Below are 14,140 nucleotides of genomic sequence, written 5' to 3' on the forward strand. Positions count from 1 at the left end.
CTCAGGGTGCGATCGTGACAACCGCGTCGGCGGCCCAGCAGTCGTCGACGCCGACGATCAGCGGGTTGATCTCGACGGTCTGGTACTTCTCGAAGTGCTCGCCGGTGAACGCGGCGCAGACCGATTCGACGACCGAGACGGCCTTCGGGTGGTCGACGACGCCGACGGCCGCGAGCAGGCGCTCCGCCTCGCCCTCTGCGAGGGGGAGCCGGCGGGTGGTCGACCGGTTGGCGATCTCGGTGGCCGAGCCGCCCAGGCCGACGACGACGTAGCGGCCGAGCACCGGGTCGGTGTTGAGGCCGACGAGAATCTCCCGGCCGAAGACCATCTCCTCCACGAGGCAGCCCTCGACCTGTTCCTCGGCGAGTCCGGCCGCGACGACGTTGGCGGTGATCCGGGCAATGGCGTCCGGCAGCGACTGGGCGTCGGGGACGCCCAGGATGACGCCGCCGATCTTGGCCTTGTGGCTGATCGGCGCGATGACCTTGACTGCGAAGGGTGGCGAGAGCTCGGCCGCTGCCGCGGCACCGTCCTCGCCCGTTGCCACTCGGACGCCACCGACGACGGGAACGCCTGCGGTTGCGACCAGTTCGCGGGAGTCGGCCTCACTGAGGACACCTGCCTCGGGCGCAGCGACGGAGGAGGATGACTTCTCGTGCAGCGGTGCGGGGAAGAGCTTGCCGAGAGCTGCGAAGGTGAGGTGCAGGTTGTCCAGCACCGCGACATGAGGGTGCTGCTCGCGGTAGCTGCGGGTGAACTCGGTGTCCGGGACGGGTGCCATCGCGGTGATGATCAACGGCATCTCGTGCTCGGCGGACAGGCGAGCCAGGTCACCCCAGTTCCACGTGTGCACGGACTCATGGACGGTCTCGGACGGGAACTGGACGCTCCAGGGCATCAGGACGAGGCCCGTGTTCGGGTCGGAGAAGACACAGCCGTTGACGCTCTCATCACCCTCGCGGCGCTTCACGCCGATGACGTCCAACGGGTTGTCGACCAGGGAACCGGGCCCGGCGAGGGCGCGGATCCGGTCGATCGTCGTGTCGGCGAAGGTGGTCAGCTTCACGCCGTACCGATCGGACAAGTCGCTGCTCAGCGCGGCGGCACCGCCGGAGCCGCCGAGGACCGAGACCGCGCGGTCGCGGCCCTGCTTCACGCCGAGCAGCACGAGGGTCGCCAGTCGCATCAACTCGTCGACGCCGTCGGCGCGCAGCACGCCGTACTCGCGCAGGAGTTCCGAGAAGACCGAGTCGGTGCCGGCGATGCTCGCGGTGTGTGACATGACGGCCTTCTGGCCGCGCTCGGAGACTCCGGACTTCAGCACGATGATCTGCTTGCCGAGCTCCCGCGCGGTGCGGAAGGCATCGGCGAGCCGGTCGACCTGATCGCCTCGGACGCCCTCGATGTAGGCGCACACGACCTCTGTCGTCTCGCGGCGCAGCGCGATCTGCAGCGCCTCCGGCACTGCGTTGACGGCACCGTTGCCGGTGGACACGCAGAAGTCGAGACCGAGGCCCTCCTGCGCGCCGGCCGCGACGAACGCCGAGAGCAGCGCACCGCTCTGCGACACGATCGAGACGGGGCCGGTCTTCGCCTCGAGCCATACCGGCTCGGCCACGGCGCAGATCCGGTCCGTGAAGTCGGCGAAACCGACGCAGTTCGTCCCCCACAACCGCGTGCCCGTGCCGCTGACGATGTCGACGAGTTCCTGTTGCAACCGAGCCCCCGTCTCGTCACCGCGTTCGACGAATCCGTCAGTGACACAGACGATGTCGCGTGTCCCGGCTGCGGTGAGGGTGCGCACGACTTCCACCGCGGCCTCCCGGCGGATGGCGATGATGGCGGCTCGTGGTGTCGCCGGAAGCGCCGAGACGTCGGGCACGGTGGCCAGGCCCTGGATCTCTGCGTGGTTGGGCGTGACCGGGATGACCTCGAGCTCCGGGTTGAGGGTGGTGAGGTTGTGTATGGCGCAGGTGGTCCAGAAGTTGCGCGGTGAGGCACCGACGACGGCGACGAGCTGGCGATCCATGGTGTGGGTTGTCTCCTTGAGGGGGTGGTCAGTCGATGCTGCCGGAGCCGGCGGTGGCCGCCTCGGCGGGCCGGGGGATGGAGCCGCCCTCGGCATACCACTCGCGGGCTGCCTTGATGCCGAGTTCGGCAAGGGTGGCCGACATGTGCTCGTTGCCGGCCGAGGTGTGGATGAGCGCGTCCCAGCCGGCGCAGGCCTCGAGCGTGTCGCGGAAGCCCTGCCGGTTCAGGACGTCGTTGGCGGCGCGCTTCTTGATCTCGAGCATGTCGCGCGGGGTCTTGGAGACCTCGTGCGCCAGTTCGCGTGCCCTGGTCAGCACTTCGTCCTCGGGCACCGAGTAGTTCGCGAAACCGCGCGCCGCAGCCTCCGGACCCATCATGAAACTGCCTGCGGTGTAAGAGAGTTCGCGTGCCTTCTTGGAGCCGATCGCGTATGTCGAGACCGGCCCGAGCATGCCACCGCCGATGGGCAGCACCGGCCAGCCGATCTTCGTGTCGTTGCCGACAACGGCGAGGTCCGAGCAGTTCGGGATCAGTGTTGCGCCGCCCATGCAGAACCCGTGGACAGCAGCGACAACCGGCTTCGGGAATTCGAAAACCGCTGTGAATGCGCGCAATTGAGGGCGTAGACGTAACCAGTCCTGGTGGGCGATCCGCTGATGATAGCCACTGTCCTGGCGCTCCGCTGATGGTTGCTTGCCGACGTCCCAGCCGACGCTGAACGCACGGCCCTCGCCGCGGACGATGACGACGGACACTTCATCGTCGACCGCCAGGGACGACAATGCTGACTCGTAGGCCTCGAAGAGCTCGGTATTGAAGGCATTGAGCTTCTCGGGACGGTCGAGCACGACCTCGGCGACTGCGCCGCGGTGCTCGATGCGAACTGGTGACATGGGTTTCCTTCGGTACGGGGGAGGGGTGCGTCAGGCCTGAGAGCGGCCGCCGAGAATGGCGCGTGGCGTGTGCACGAGCATCGTGTCGATCTGTTCCTCGGTGACTCCGGCGGTGCGCAGCGCGGGCAGAACGTCCTCGCTGATGTGCCCGAATCGCCAGTTCGGCAGGTTCTTCGCGCGGTAGTCGGCGGGGAAGTTGTCGCTGTGGCAGGACGTGTCGTGTGAGAGCACGAGGCGGTCGCCATACCCGCGCTCCACGAGATCGACGACCGTCTTGACCCGTCGGTCGAAGTCGAGCCGGCTGTCCAGCCCGAAGCGATCCATCCCGAGGTAGGAACCGTTGTCCAGGACGCGCTGCAGGTAGTCCAGGTCGTCGGTGTCCCCGCTGTGGCCGATGACGACCCGCGTCAGGTCGACACCTTCCTCGGCGAAGATCCGCTGCTGCTCCAGCCCGCGCTCCTTGTGCGGATCGGTGTGGGTGGAGATGGGCGCACCGGTCGCCACGTGTGCCCGCGCGACCGCACGCAGCACACGTTCGACGTCGGGCGTGACACCGGGCTCGTCGGTGGCGCACTTGAGGATCGCAGCACGGATGCCGGTGCCGCCGATGCCTTCGGTCAGGTCGCGCACGAACATGTCGACCATCGGCTCCTCCACGTCCACCAGACGGCCGGGGCCGCGCAGTCGCAGGTAGGTCGGTAATTCGGTGAAGGTGTAGAAGCCGGTCGCCGCGATGATGTTCACCCGGGTGCGCTCGGCGACCTCGCGGACCCGCTCGATGTCCCTGCCGAGACCCAACACGGTCAGGTCGACGATGGTGTCGATACCTGCGGTCTTCAGCGCGTCGAGCTTCGCCACCGCGTCGTCGATACGGGTCGCGTGGTCCCAACTCTCCGGGTAGTTCACCTCGTACTCGTGGTTCAGGACGAAGACGTGCTCGTGCATCAGAACGCGGCCGAGTTCGGCGCTGTCCCTGCTGCCCGCGACGGTGGGAACGCTGACCATTTCGGTGTCTCCTTGGTCGTGCGGGCTGCGTGGCCCGATGAGTCGAATGTTCTTGGGCACCAACGGTTGGCCGTCGTCCTGGACAGTCCTCGATGGTGCAGAACTAAGGTGTTCGCCATTGACAATGACGCGCGTGTCATGTTTAGTCAAGAGCGACTTCCAAAGAGCACCCCCGATCCGGGGGGCCTCGCCGCAGCTGGGTCGCTCGACCCACGCTCCTCACTCACAACTGGAGTTCACATGACCGACCTGGCGAAGCCGCACTACGGCATTTTCAGTCTCTCGAACGTTCCGCCGTGGAACACCCACAATGAGGTCGTCCAGAAGGCGATCGAGCAGATCCAGGTGGCCGACAAGCTCGGCTTCGAAGAGGCCTGGGTCGCCGAGCACAACGGCCGGCGTTACGGCATCATGACCTCGGCGCAGCTGTTGCTTGCCGCGGCGGCCGCTTCGACCACGCGTATCCGGTTGGGGTCCGGCGTTTCCCGTCTGCCGATGCACCATCCGCTGCGTCTGGCGGAGGAATACGCCTACGTCGACCAGCTCAGCAACGGCCGGCTCAACTTCGGTATCGGCAAGGCGTATGACCGGCTGGAGTTCCAGGCCTACGGCATCCCGGAGTCCGAGCGCGACGAACGCTACGAAGAGGTCTTCGAGGTCGTCATGCAGGCCTGGACCACAGGCAAGGTGAAGTTCCAGGGCAAGCACTATCAGGTGCCCGGCCCCGGTGACGTCGCCGACGAGATCGAGCTCTTCCCCGAGGTCTACCAGAAGCCGACCCCGCCGGTGTTCGTGATGGTTTCGGCCAGCGAGGAGTCGCTGCGTATGGCGGCCCGGCGCGGTTTCGCCTTCGTTCTCGGCCAGCGACCGACCCGGGACGACGTGAAGCGTCTCGTGGAGGTCTACCGCGAAGAGGGTCGCGCCGCGGGGCACTCGTTCGATCTCATCGACGAGAACATCGCGCGGTCGTCTCAGCTGAAGGCGATCCACGTCGCGGACAATCGCGAGCAGGCGATCAAGGAGTACCACGAGGGTTACATGTGGTATGTCGGCATCCTGACGAACCGCGCGAAGGTCGGTCTCGGCATCGACGAGCTGACCTTCGACGAGTACATCGAGCGCAAGGCGCTCATCCTGGGCTCGGCCGACGATGTCGCACAGGAGCTCGCCGACTTCCACAGCCACACCGGTCTCGGCGGTCTGGTGGCGTGGTTCGACGCCGGCAGCCAGCCGCAGGACCAGGTGCTGCGTTCCATGACGACGTTCGCTGAGAAGGTTCGTCCCCAGCTCTGATTCACCCGAAATGGATTGCGGTACCGCTGGATCGAGGCGGTACCGCAATCCCGGCCTGCCCGGATCGGGCATCGTAGACAACAGCGGCCCCGCGCGACGGGGGTGCGAAGGAAGGAGGCACCCGTGGACTTCGAGGTCCCCGAAGATGCCCAGGAGGCGGCCCAAGGACTCAATGAGTTCATCGACCGTTATGTCATTCCGCTCGAGGAGAAGAACGCCGACCTGCTGGCCACCGAGCGCACTCGGTATGACGAGACGGGCAGGTTCGTCCCCGAGGTGCTCGAGCTGCGCAAGCAGGTCCGTATCGAGTCGGCCAAAGCCGGTTTCTACACGATGTTCGGTGACCCCGACCTCGGCGGCGGCGGGCTGCCGCCGACGGCGCTCGTGCACGTACAGGAGGAACTGACCAACCACGTCGGGCCACACCGCCCGCTGATCCACGAGAACGTCGTCCCGTCGGTCTTCACCAACGGACTCAGCCCCCTGCTGCTGCACTTGCAGCCGCAGGTCCGTGACAAGTACGTCGACGGCATCGGCTCCGGCGAGAAGACCTTCTGCTTCGGTCTCTCGGAGCCGGGCGCCGGGTCCGACGTGCAGCGGATCCGCACCAAGGCCGTCCGTGACGGTGACGGGTGGGTCATCAACGGCACCAAACAGTGGATCTCGAACGCGCCGTATGCCGACTACTGTGTGCTGTTCGCCGTCACCGATCCGGAGGCGAACAAGGCACGTCGCGGCGGTATCACCGCTTTCTTCGTCGACACGTCCTGGGAGGGCTTCGACTGCAGCGGTGTGGTCACGATCCTCGGGCACAGCGGCACCAACATCGGCATCCTCACGCTGGAGAACCTGCGCGTCCCGGACGATCACATCGTCGGTGAGGTGCACAACGGGCTGGCGCTGGCACTGCTCGGCATCAGCCGCGGTCGGCTGTCGATGTCGGCACTGTGCGTCGGCACCGCGCGGTGGGCGCTCGGCCAAGCGGTCGACTACGCGAACCAGCGCGAGACGTTCGACAAGCCGATCGGGCAGCACCAGGCAGTGCAGATGATGCTCGCCGAGATGGCGATGGACATCTACTCGGCGAAGTCCACTGTCGCCCGGACCGCCTGGCTGGTCGAGAGCGGCCGGAAGAGCATCAAGGAAACGTCGATCACCAAAGCGCTCTGCACCGAGATGCTGGGCCGGGTGACGGACAAGGCGATGCAGGTCCATGGCGGTATGGGCCTGACCAACGAGCTGCGGATCGAGGAGGCGTGGCGGCACGCCCGTGCGCTGCGTATCCCGGACGGCACCGCCGAGATCCAGCGGCGCACCATCGCGATGCGCTTGCTGCGCGGCGACACCGACCTCTAGGAGTTGCTGGTGACCAACATTCATGCGAGTGGCCTCCCGGCGTACAAGGACCTGCCCCGGCTCAACGACATCGGCTCCAACCACTCGTGGGGCGTCTTCGGTGACGATGACGACCTCGGCACATTGAACCTACTGACACCCGAGCGCGTGCGCGATGCGATGACGAATGTCACGAGCGGAGAACGGGTTTCGTTGAGTCTCACCCTCAACGAACCCGACCCGCCACTGTTCCGTCGACAGCCGTTCGAGCACACGGTCAAGAAGTTCGGCAGCATGTATGACGATCGCCTCGACTCTTTCTTCCCGCAGGGCTCGACCCAGTGGGACGGCTTCCGTCATCACCGGGTGCGGCAGCACGGGTTCTACGGCGGTGTGACCGATGAGCCGGCACCCGGCAACCAGCGGCTCAGCATCCATCACTGGGGGATGACGGGCATCGTGGGGCGCGGGGTCCTGATCGACCTCGAGGCGCACCTCGCAGGCGCCGACTACGACCCGTTGGCCGAGCGTCCCATCACCGCCGACGAGGTGCGTGCCGCGGCCGATTCGCAGGGAGTCGAGGTGCGACCGGGCGACGTGTTGTGCATCCGCACCGGCTGGCTGAGCGCCTATCGGGCGTTGGACCACGACGCCAAGGCGGAGATCGCGGCGAAGAAATCCGGCCTGTTCTCCGCCGGCCTGCGGGCGGACGAGTCGATCGCCGAACTCCTCTGGGACTGGCACATTTCGGCGATCGCAGCGGACAATCCTGCTGTCGAGTCGACGCCCGGCGACGCCGCGGTGGGCAGCCTCCATCGCCGCGTTCTGGCGATGCTCGGCATCCCGCTCGGTGAGCTGTTCGACTTCGAAATGCTCCGGAGCGGACTGGCCGAGCAGGGCCGGCGCGATTTCGTCTTCACCGCGGTGCCGTTGGCCCTTGTCGGCGGACTCGGGTCACCCGGCAATGCGATCGCCGTTCTGTGACCGAACCCGCCGACGAGACTCGCGCGGCAAGGCCTGCGTCACTCAGTGGCGCAGGCCTTGCGCGTTCGCGAGGTGCTCGGTGAGCGGCCAGGCGATGTCGGCCTCGCGGCGGGCACCGCGCGTCCAGCTGTCCGGCGCCGGAATCCCCGGTGCGCCGTTGCCGCACTGCTCCCAGTCGAGGAGCACGGTGCGGTGAGCGATCAGCCACACGCCGTCGCGCCGCTCGAAGACATCGAAGTAGCGCAGGCCCTGCATCAGGATCTCGGCGTTCGGGTCGAGCAGTTCCCGACGATAGAGGCAGTAGGTCTCGGCAAACGCCTTGTCCGCGTTGCCTTCCGCTTCGAGAACGACGTGCGGTGCACCCATGAAGTGGTAAGTGCTGCGCAGGTCGGCACCGTAGCGACCGAGGAACGCCATCACCTCGTCGACCGGGCCGTTGGCGCGCCCGTGGTTGTCGATGGCGTCGTCGTGGTAGCAGCTGCGCATCAACGCGCGGTCGCCACGGTCGCACGCGTGCTGGTAGCGCGCCAGGACGTCGGCGATCTCGGCGCGTGCGATCAGTTCTTCGATCCCCATCATGCCGCTTCCTCCCGCCATACGCGGGCCGACGGCTTCATCACTGGAAAGGACTCATAGCTATGACGATTCAAGGATCTACTCCTGTTCGGCGACGTCGCGTCGCACTGGTGACGGGTGCTGCTTCGGGCATCGGGGCTGCCGTGGTGCGGCAGCTGTGCAGCGACGGGCTCGCCGTCGCACTGGTGGACCGGGACGCCGACGGACTCGTGGCCGTAGCCGACTCGGTCGGGGACGCCACGGTGATGAGGGCGGCCTGTGACGTTGCCGACGCCGGCGCCGTCCACGCGATGGTCGACTCGGTGATCGCCTGGAGCGGCGGCCTCGATGTCGTGGTGAACGGTGCCGGCATCCTGGTCCGCGCCGACGTGGATGCCACGACCTCGCAGATCTGGGATCAGGTGATCGACGTCAACCTGAAGGGCACCTTCCAGGTGATCCAGGCGACGCTGCCGTACCTGCGGGACGGCGGTGACACGGCGTCCCGTCGCATCGTCAACATCGCTTCGGGAGCAGCCACCCGGGGTTACGCCTACCCGGCATACTCCGCCTCCAAAGGTGGCGTGACCGCGCTGACCCGACAGGTCGCGTGTGAGGTCGCACCGCTGGGAATCACTGTCAATGCGGTGAATCCGGGCGTTGTGCGCACCGGCATCAACCGTGACTCGTGGGAGGACGAGGCCGTCCGCGGCCGTTGGCAGAAGCTGATCCCGGTGGGCCGGCTCGGTGAACCCGAGGACATCGCGTCGCTCGTCGGTTTCCTGGCGTCCGAGGCGGCAGGGTTCATCACCGCACAGGACATCGGCGTCGACGGCGGACGATCGAACATCACTGTCAGCCCCTGGTGACGGCAGGGCGCTGACCGGAGGCTGCTGCCTCCGGTCAGCTCTCGCTGTCGACATACGAGAGAGCGTCCGAGCACACGCGCGCGGTGTGCACGAGCTGCTCGATCTTGCCCATCATCGACTCGTAGGAGATCTGCCCCGGAGGACCCCAGAGCGTCAACGTGAAGACCAGCCCGTGGCGGGGGTGGAAGACGGGCGCAGTTGCCGCGTGAAACTCGTGTTCCCTTTGCGGACTGAGGAATTCGATGTTGTAGCTGTCGCTCGCCCGGCGGATCGTCTCGCGGAACTCGCGCAGGGCCTCGGAGCTGGAGTCGCGCGCCCGGCGCAGTCCCATGGTCTCGATCGCGGCACCCACCCGGTGCCCGACCGTGTAGCCGTAGCCGCGCTCACGAATGGTGTCGAGCATGCGTTCGGCGCGTTGGGCCTCCTGCTCGGCGTCCTTCGGCAGCTGCGACAGCCAGTAGCTGCGGACGGTGTCCGAACTGTATGCCGCGTGCACGGCACCGACCGGTGGCAGGAACGGCGTCTGCCGACCCACCCGCAGCCGGGACATGTGCGAGCCGTCATTGGCCGCCGCAGTCGTGATCAGGTCACCGTCGTGCAGGACGAGGGCGGTGACCTCGTGACCTGTGTCGGACGCAAGGCGTTCGATGATCGGGCGGGCGACGTCGACGAACCGCAGCTGGTCGAACAACTGCGGAGATCCCACCGCCAGGGACCGCGGCCGGAACGATCCGTAGCCGCCACGGAAGAACAGCAGCGACTCGGTGGGCCGTTGGACGCCCATCCGGACCACCTCGCCGAGTACCAGGTCGTGGTCGCCGGCGTCGCGGACCTCTGAGACCGTGCACTCCATGTAGGCGACGCAGCCGTCGAGGATCGGCAGGCCCAGCGGTGACTCGTGCCAGGCGACGTCCTTGAACTTCTCGTCGCCCGACGATGCGATCCGTCGGCACACGACCTCCTGGTCGGCGGCCAGCACGTTGATCCCGAAAGTGTCGCCACACTCCCGGAGGGCGGCCCACGACTTCGAGGTCTTCGCCGGCAGGAACGCGATGAGTGGTGGATCCAGCGACACCGAGGTGAACGAACCGACGGTCATGCCGGTCGGGGTGCCGTCCGCCTTCCGCGCCGTCACGACTGCGACACCGGTGGGGTAGTGGCCCAGCGTCTGTCGATAGATGCCCTCGTCCGGGGGATAGAGGTTGTCCATTGATCCTGCCTTGTTATTGCGTTGCGGGACCTGCGTATTCGGCCCGATGCCCCGGCGAGTGATGGTTCGCGATCCCACAATGACGCGTGTGTCATGTTTAGTCAAGGGTCTGCACGGCATCTCCCGGATGGGGATCAGATCGCCGTGTAGCCACCGTCGATCACGAGTTCGGAGCCAGTCATGTACCGCGATTCGTCGGATGCGAGGTAGAGCACGCCGTAGGCGATGTCGATGGGCTCGCCGCGATGCCCGAGCGGAATGGAGGCGAGTGTGCGGCGGTTGTATTCCTGTGCCGCTTCCGAGGTGTCGGCGCGCACCGAGGTCTTCGATCCGGTGTCGATCGAGCCCGGGTGCACCGAGTTCACCCGAACTCCGCGCGTCGCGTAGGTCGCGGCATCCGCCTTGGTGAGTAATCGGATGGCGCCCTTGGTCGCGTGGTAGGTCGGAATGAGCGAATTGCCCACCAGTCCGTACATCGAGGACATGTTGACGATGCTGCCGCGACCCGCCTCGAGCATGTGCGGGACCACATACTTGGTGCACAACCAGGTGCCGCGTACGTTGACGCCGAAGACGTGCTCGAACTCCTCCAGGGTGACCTCGTGCGATGGCTTCTTGGGTCCGGGTATGCCGGCGTTGTTGACCAGCACGTCGATCCGCCCGTACCTCTCGGCGACTCGGGCAACAGCCGATGACACGGCTTCCTGGTCGCTGACATCGACGGTCCACAAGAGCTCGTCGGACTGCCCGGCTGCGTTCCTGTCGAAGCCGATGACGGTTGCGCCCTCGTCCCGCAGGAGTGCACGAGTGGCCGCGCCGATGCCCGACGCGGCTCCGGTGACGATGCAGACCTTGCCGTCGACTCTGGGCATGGATGTCTCCTTGTTTCACTGGGTCGGTGTGGCGTACTCGTTGACAATGACGCACGTGTCATGTTTAGTCAAGGGCGACCGTCGAGGTGTGGCACGACGGGGTCGGATCACGTTGTCCACGTGGAGAGGCGGAGGTGGCCGGTGGGACCGCTGACAGGAGTCCGGGTCGTCGAGTTCGGGCAGTACATCGCGGTGCCCGCGGCCTCACAGACCCTGCTGGATCTCGGCGCCGAGGTGATCAAGATCGAATCGCCGCGTGGCGATGCTTCCCGCCACATCGGACAGCACGGCGAGGGAATCGTGCGCGCGTACAACCGCGGCAAGGAGTCGATCAGTCTTGATCTGCGCGACCGCCGTGACTGGCGCGTGGCGCACGAACTCGTCATGGGCGCAGACGTCGTTGTTCAGAACCTGCGCCACGGGGCCCTCGCCGCGCTCGGGCTCGGCCCGAAACAGGTACGTGCCGAAAAGCCTGAGCTGGTCTACGTTTCCGTGTCCGGCTTCCCGCCCGGCTCGCTGTCCCAGGACCGTGCCGGGCTCGACATCGCGGCCCAGGCCGAGAGCGGCATCATGTCGCTGACGGGGGAGCGCAGCCGCGATCCGCAGCGTGTCGGATTCCCGCTGGTGGATGCCGCCACCGGACACGCCGTCGTGCAGGCTGTCACCACCGGTCTCTTCCAGCGGGAACGGACCGGCGAAGGGATGACCGCACACATCTCGCTGCTACAGGTCGCACTGCACATGCAAGCTGCGATGTGGGGAGAGTGGTCGGTCACCGGCACCATGCCACTGCGCAAGGGAAACGGCCAGGACGCGATGGCGCCGGCCGCGGACCTGGTCGCGACGTCGGACGGGATGGTGATGCTCTCGGCATACGTCCAAAGTCACTTCCGCAAGCTGTGCGACACGCTCGGCCACCCGGAGTGGGTGGATGACGAACGGTTCGCCGTCAACGACGCGCGGCGGGCCCATCGCGGTGCGCTCCTCGAGTTGCTGCACGGCGTCATGGGGGAGTGGACCACGGCCGAATGCATCCAGCGACTCGGCGACGCCGGAGTCGTGATCGCCGAGGTGCGAGACTACGAGGCCGTGCTCCGGGCGCCCGACGTGATCGACGGGGGACTGCTGGTCGATGCTCTCGACGAGCGCGGTGCACGGTTCCGGATCCCGGGTCCGCCCTTCTCAGTGGAAGGTTATGACCCGCCGTCCGGCGGCCGAGTGCCCGACGTCGGCGAGCACTCGGAGCGGTATGTCGGCCATGGGTGGCCACACAGCTCGTCCGCCTGATTCACCGAGAGGACACAGAACTGCTCGAGAGGACACGAAAAGTGGGGGTCTCGCGCCCGTATTTCGTGTCCTCTGAGTGTGTTTCGTGTCCTCTCGGCATGGGGCTCAACCGTCGTGGCGGGCGGCCGCGATGAGGTCGCGCTCGTCCGTCGGTGACAGGCCGGCGCGTCGGGGTCGTCCGGGACCGGTGCGAAGTTCCCAGGCGAGCGTGTCGCGAATCGACTCCTCCAGCGGCCGTGTCTCGAGTCCGGCCGCGCGTGCCGCGGCGACGGATCGGGTTGCAAAACCTGCGTATTCGGGCTGCGGCAGCCACAGGGGCAGGCTGCGTTCGCCGGCCCAGGGCTGGATGTTGTGGTCGGTGATCCACTGCTGGTCGACCGCGACGACCTCGCCGTCGTACCCGGCGACCTCCCGTGCCAGAGCAAGGTAGTCGCTGAGTGGGACGTGCTCGGTGGTCGTGTTGAACACGCCGCCGGTGCCGCGCTCCGTGGCCACGACGAGCCACCGTGCGAGGTCGCGTGCATCGATCAACTGGACCGACGTGTCGGGAGCATCCGGCACGAGAACACTGCCGTCGTCGGTGACCGGGTGCGCAAAACGTAACGGCCAGTAGCCGGTTCGGTCGCTGTGATCGCCAGGACCGGTGATCAGCCCCGGGCGCGCGACCAGCGCATTGTCGCCGTATGCCGCGAGCACGGCCTGCTCGCAGGCGACCTTGCACTCGCCGTATTTCTCCGCCTCGAACGGTCCGTCGTACGGCGCAAGCAACGGCGCGGACTCGTCCTGGCCGGGCATATCCTCCTGCGCGTAGACCGAGCACGTCGAGACCAGTGCCCAGTCCGTAACACGGTGCCGGAGCGCGGTCACGGCACCTTTCGCATGAGCCGGCACCATGGTGACGTCGATTGCCGCGTCGAAGGTGCCACCGAGCGCCGAATACGACTCTGGATCATCACGATTCGCGGCGACGAGCGTCGCACCGTCAGGTGCGGGTCGCTCACCGCGTGCCATACAGACCACGTCGTGGCCCTGCTGCAGTGCAGCGCTCACGATCTCGCCGCCGAGCCATGCCGTCCCACCGAGCACCAGAAGTCGCATGCCGTCAGCCGACCATCTCGCCGTGCCCGCCGCAACCCGTCGCTGCTGTGAGCAGCGGCTGGCTAACCTGAGCCACCATGACCTACCGGACGATCGCCGAGCCGTGCACCGGGGAACTCGAGATCAGCCGCTCCCGTTTCCTCGCCGACGTCCGCAGGGTCGAGACCGAGGAGGCCGCCCGAGCGGTCATCACCGAAGTCCGCACCGCGCACCGCGACGCGCGACATCACTGCAGCGCGTTCCTGCTCGGCCCGGACGGCCGGCTGCAGCGCAGCAATGACGATGGCGAACCCTCCGGCACCGCCGGCGCACCGATCCTCGCCGCCCTGCGCGGTTCGGCCCTGTCCGACGTGGTCGCCGTGGTCACCCGCTGGTTCGGCGGCACGCTGCTCGGCACCGGCGGGCTCACCAGGGCGTATGGCGGGGCGGTCGACGCGGCACTACGACACGCGCGGGTCGTCATACGGGAGGAACGCGAAGCGGTCGACCTGGCCGTGCCGCACGCTGATGCAGGACGCATCGAAGCGGAGCTGCGAGCACGGGGCGTGGACGTCACCGGGACCGACTACACCGAGGTCGCGACGCTGCACCTGACGACCGCCGACCCGGACGCGCTGGACGCACAGATCGCCGCGCTGAGCGGCGGCACTGCGGTCGGCATACGGAAGGGTCCCCGCTGGCACGACCTGGACGTCTAGGGTTGGGTTC

General features: G+C 67.1%; 13 protein-coding genes. 6 read left to right on the plus strand and 7 right to left on the minus strand.

All coding sequences use genetic code 11. The annotated features are described in order from the left end of the window. Position 1 precedes the first annotated feature (1 nt). The 3 genes from VG502_RS09030 to VG502_RS09040 are packed head-to-tail and all read right to left on the minus strand — an operon-like array spanning position 2 to position 3,929. The gene (locus tag VG502_RS09030) at positions 2-2,029 is read right to left on the minus strand and encodes an acetate--CoA ligase family protein (protein ID WP_325549709.1); all 2,028 of its coding nucleotides are present in this window, start codon (positions 2,027-2,029) and stop codon (positions 2-4) included. A gap of 28 nt (positions 2,030-2,057) precedes the next feature. Further along, positions 2,058-2,924 carry an enoyl-CoA hydratase/isomerase family protein gene (locus tag VG502_RS09035; protein ID WP_325549710.1) on the minus strand — a complete coding sequence of 289 codons (867 nt, stop codon included), beginning with the start codon at positions 2,922-2,924 and terminating at the stop codon, positions 2,058-2,060. Positions 2,925-2,954: 30 nt separating this feature from the next. Further along, positions 2,955-3,929, minus strand: a complete 975-nt coding sequence (locus VG502_RS09040) for a phosphotriesterase family protein (protein WP_325549711.1) — start codon at positions 3,927-3,929, stop codon at positions 2,955-2,957. A 240-nt stretch (positions 3,930-4,169) separates the two neighbouring features. On the opposite strand from VG502_RS09040, the gene VG502_RS09045 reads away from it, so the two are divergent. The 3 genes from VG502_RS09045 (at position 4,170) to VG502_RS09055 (ending at position 7,541) form a co-directional block, all read left to right on the plus strand. Then, positions 4,170-5,222 carry an LLM class flavin-dependent oxidoreductase gene (locus VG502_RS09045; protein ID WP_325549712.1) on the plus strand — a complete coding sequence of 351 codons (1,053 nt, stop codon included), beginning with the start codon at positions 4,170-4,172 and terminating at the stop codon, positions 5,220-5,222. Between the two features lie 123 nt (positions 5,223-5,345). Then, positions 5,346-6,578 (plus strand): acyl-CoA dehydrogenase family protein, encoded by a 1,233-nt coding sequence (locus tag VG502_RS09050; protein ID WP_325549713.1) that lies wholly within the window; start codon positions 5,346-5,348, stop codon positions 6,576-6,578. Between the two features lie 9 nt (positions 6,579-6,587). After that, positions 6,588-7,541 (plus strand): cyclase family protein, encoded by a 954-nt coding sequence (locus tag VG502_RS09055; protein WP_325549714.1) that lies wholly within the window; start codon positions 6,588-6,590, stop codon positions 7,539-7,541. A gap of 42 nt (positions 7,542-7,583) precedes the next feature. On the opposite strand, the gene VG502_RS09060 is transcribed toward VG502_RS09055, so the two are convergent. Continuing rightward, on the minus strand, positions 7,584-8,120 hold the full coding sequence (locus VG502_RS09060; protein ID WP_325549715.1) for a nuclear transport factor 2 family protein: 537 nt from the start codon (positions 8,118-8,120) through the stop codon (positions 7,584-7,586). A 107-nt stretch (positions 8,121-8,227) separates the two neighbouring features. On the opposite strand from VG502_RS09060, the gene VG502_RS09065 reads away from it, so the two are divergent. Continuing rightward, the gene (locus VG502_RS09065) at positions 8,228-8,965 is read left to right on the plus strand and encodes an SDR family NAD(P)-dependent oxidoreductase (RefSeq protein ID WP_325549716.1); all 738 of its coding nucleotides are present in this window, start codon (positions 8,228-8,230) and stop codon (positions 8,963-8,965) included. A 34-nt stretch (positions 8,966-8,999) separates the two neighbouring features. Here VG502_RS09065 and VG502_RS09070 read toward each other — a convergent pair whose 3' ends face one another. Further along, complete coding sequence (locus VG502_RS09070; RefSeq protein ID WP_325549717.1) at positions 9,000-10,175, minus strand: flavin reductase; 1,176 nt, start codon at positions 10,173-10,175, stop codon at positions 9,000-9,002. Between the two features lie 134 nt (positions 10,176-10,309). Continuing rightward, the gene (locus tag VG502_RS09075; RefSeq protein WP_325549718.1) at positions 10,310-11,047 is read right to left on the minus strand and encodes an SDR family NAD(P)-dependent oxidoreductase; all 738 of its coding nucleotides are present in this window, start codon (positions 11,045-11,047) and stop codon (positions 10,310-10,312) included. A 141-nt stretch (positions 11,048-11,188) separates the two neighbouring features. Between VG502_RS09075 and VG502_RS09080 the strand changes: the two genes are divergently transcribed. Then, entirely contained in the window at positions 11,189-12,334 is a 1,146-nt protein-coding gene (locus tag VG502_RS09080) for a CaiB/BaiF CoA transferase family protein (protein WP_325549719.1), read from the plus strand. Positions 12,335-12,439: 105 nt separating this feature from the next. On the opposite strand, the gene VG502_RS09085 is transcribed toward VG502_RS09080, so the two are convergent. Further along, positions 12,440-13,432 carry an NAD-dependent epimerase/dehydratase family protein gene (locus tag VG502_RS09085; RefSeq protein ID WP_325549720.1) on the minus strand — a complete coding sequence of 331 codons (993 nt, stop codon included), beginning with the start codon at positions 13,430-13,432 and terminating at the stop codon, positions 12,440-12,442. 77 nt (positions 13,433-13,509) lie between these two features. Between VG502_RS09085 and VG502_RS09090 the strand changes: the two genes are divergently transcribed. Continuing rightward, positions 13,510-14,130 carry an IMPACT family protein gene (locus VG502_RS09090; protein ID WP_325549721.1) on the plus strand — a complete coding sequence of 207 codons (621 nt, stop codon included), beginning with the start codon at positions 13,510-13,512 and terminating at the stop codon, positions 14,128-14,130. Positions 14,131-14,140: the final 10 nt, after the last annotated feature.

Source organism: Flexivirga sp. (genome assembly GCF_035551235.1).
GTDB lineage: Bacteria > Actinomycetota > Actinomycetes > Actinomycetales > Dermatophilaceae > Flexivirga.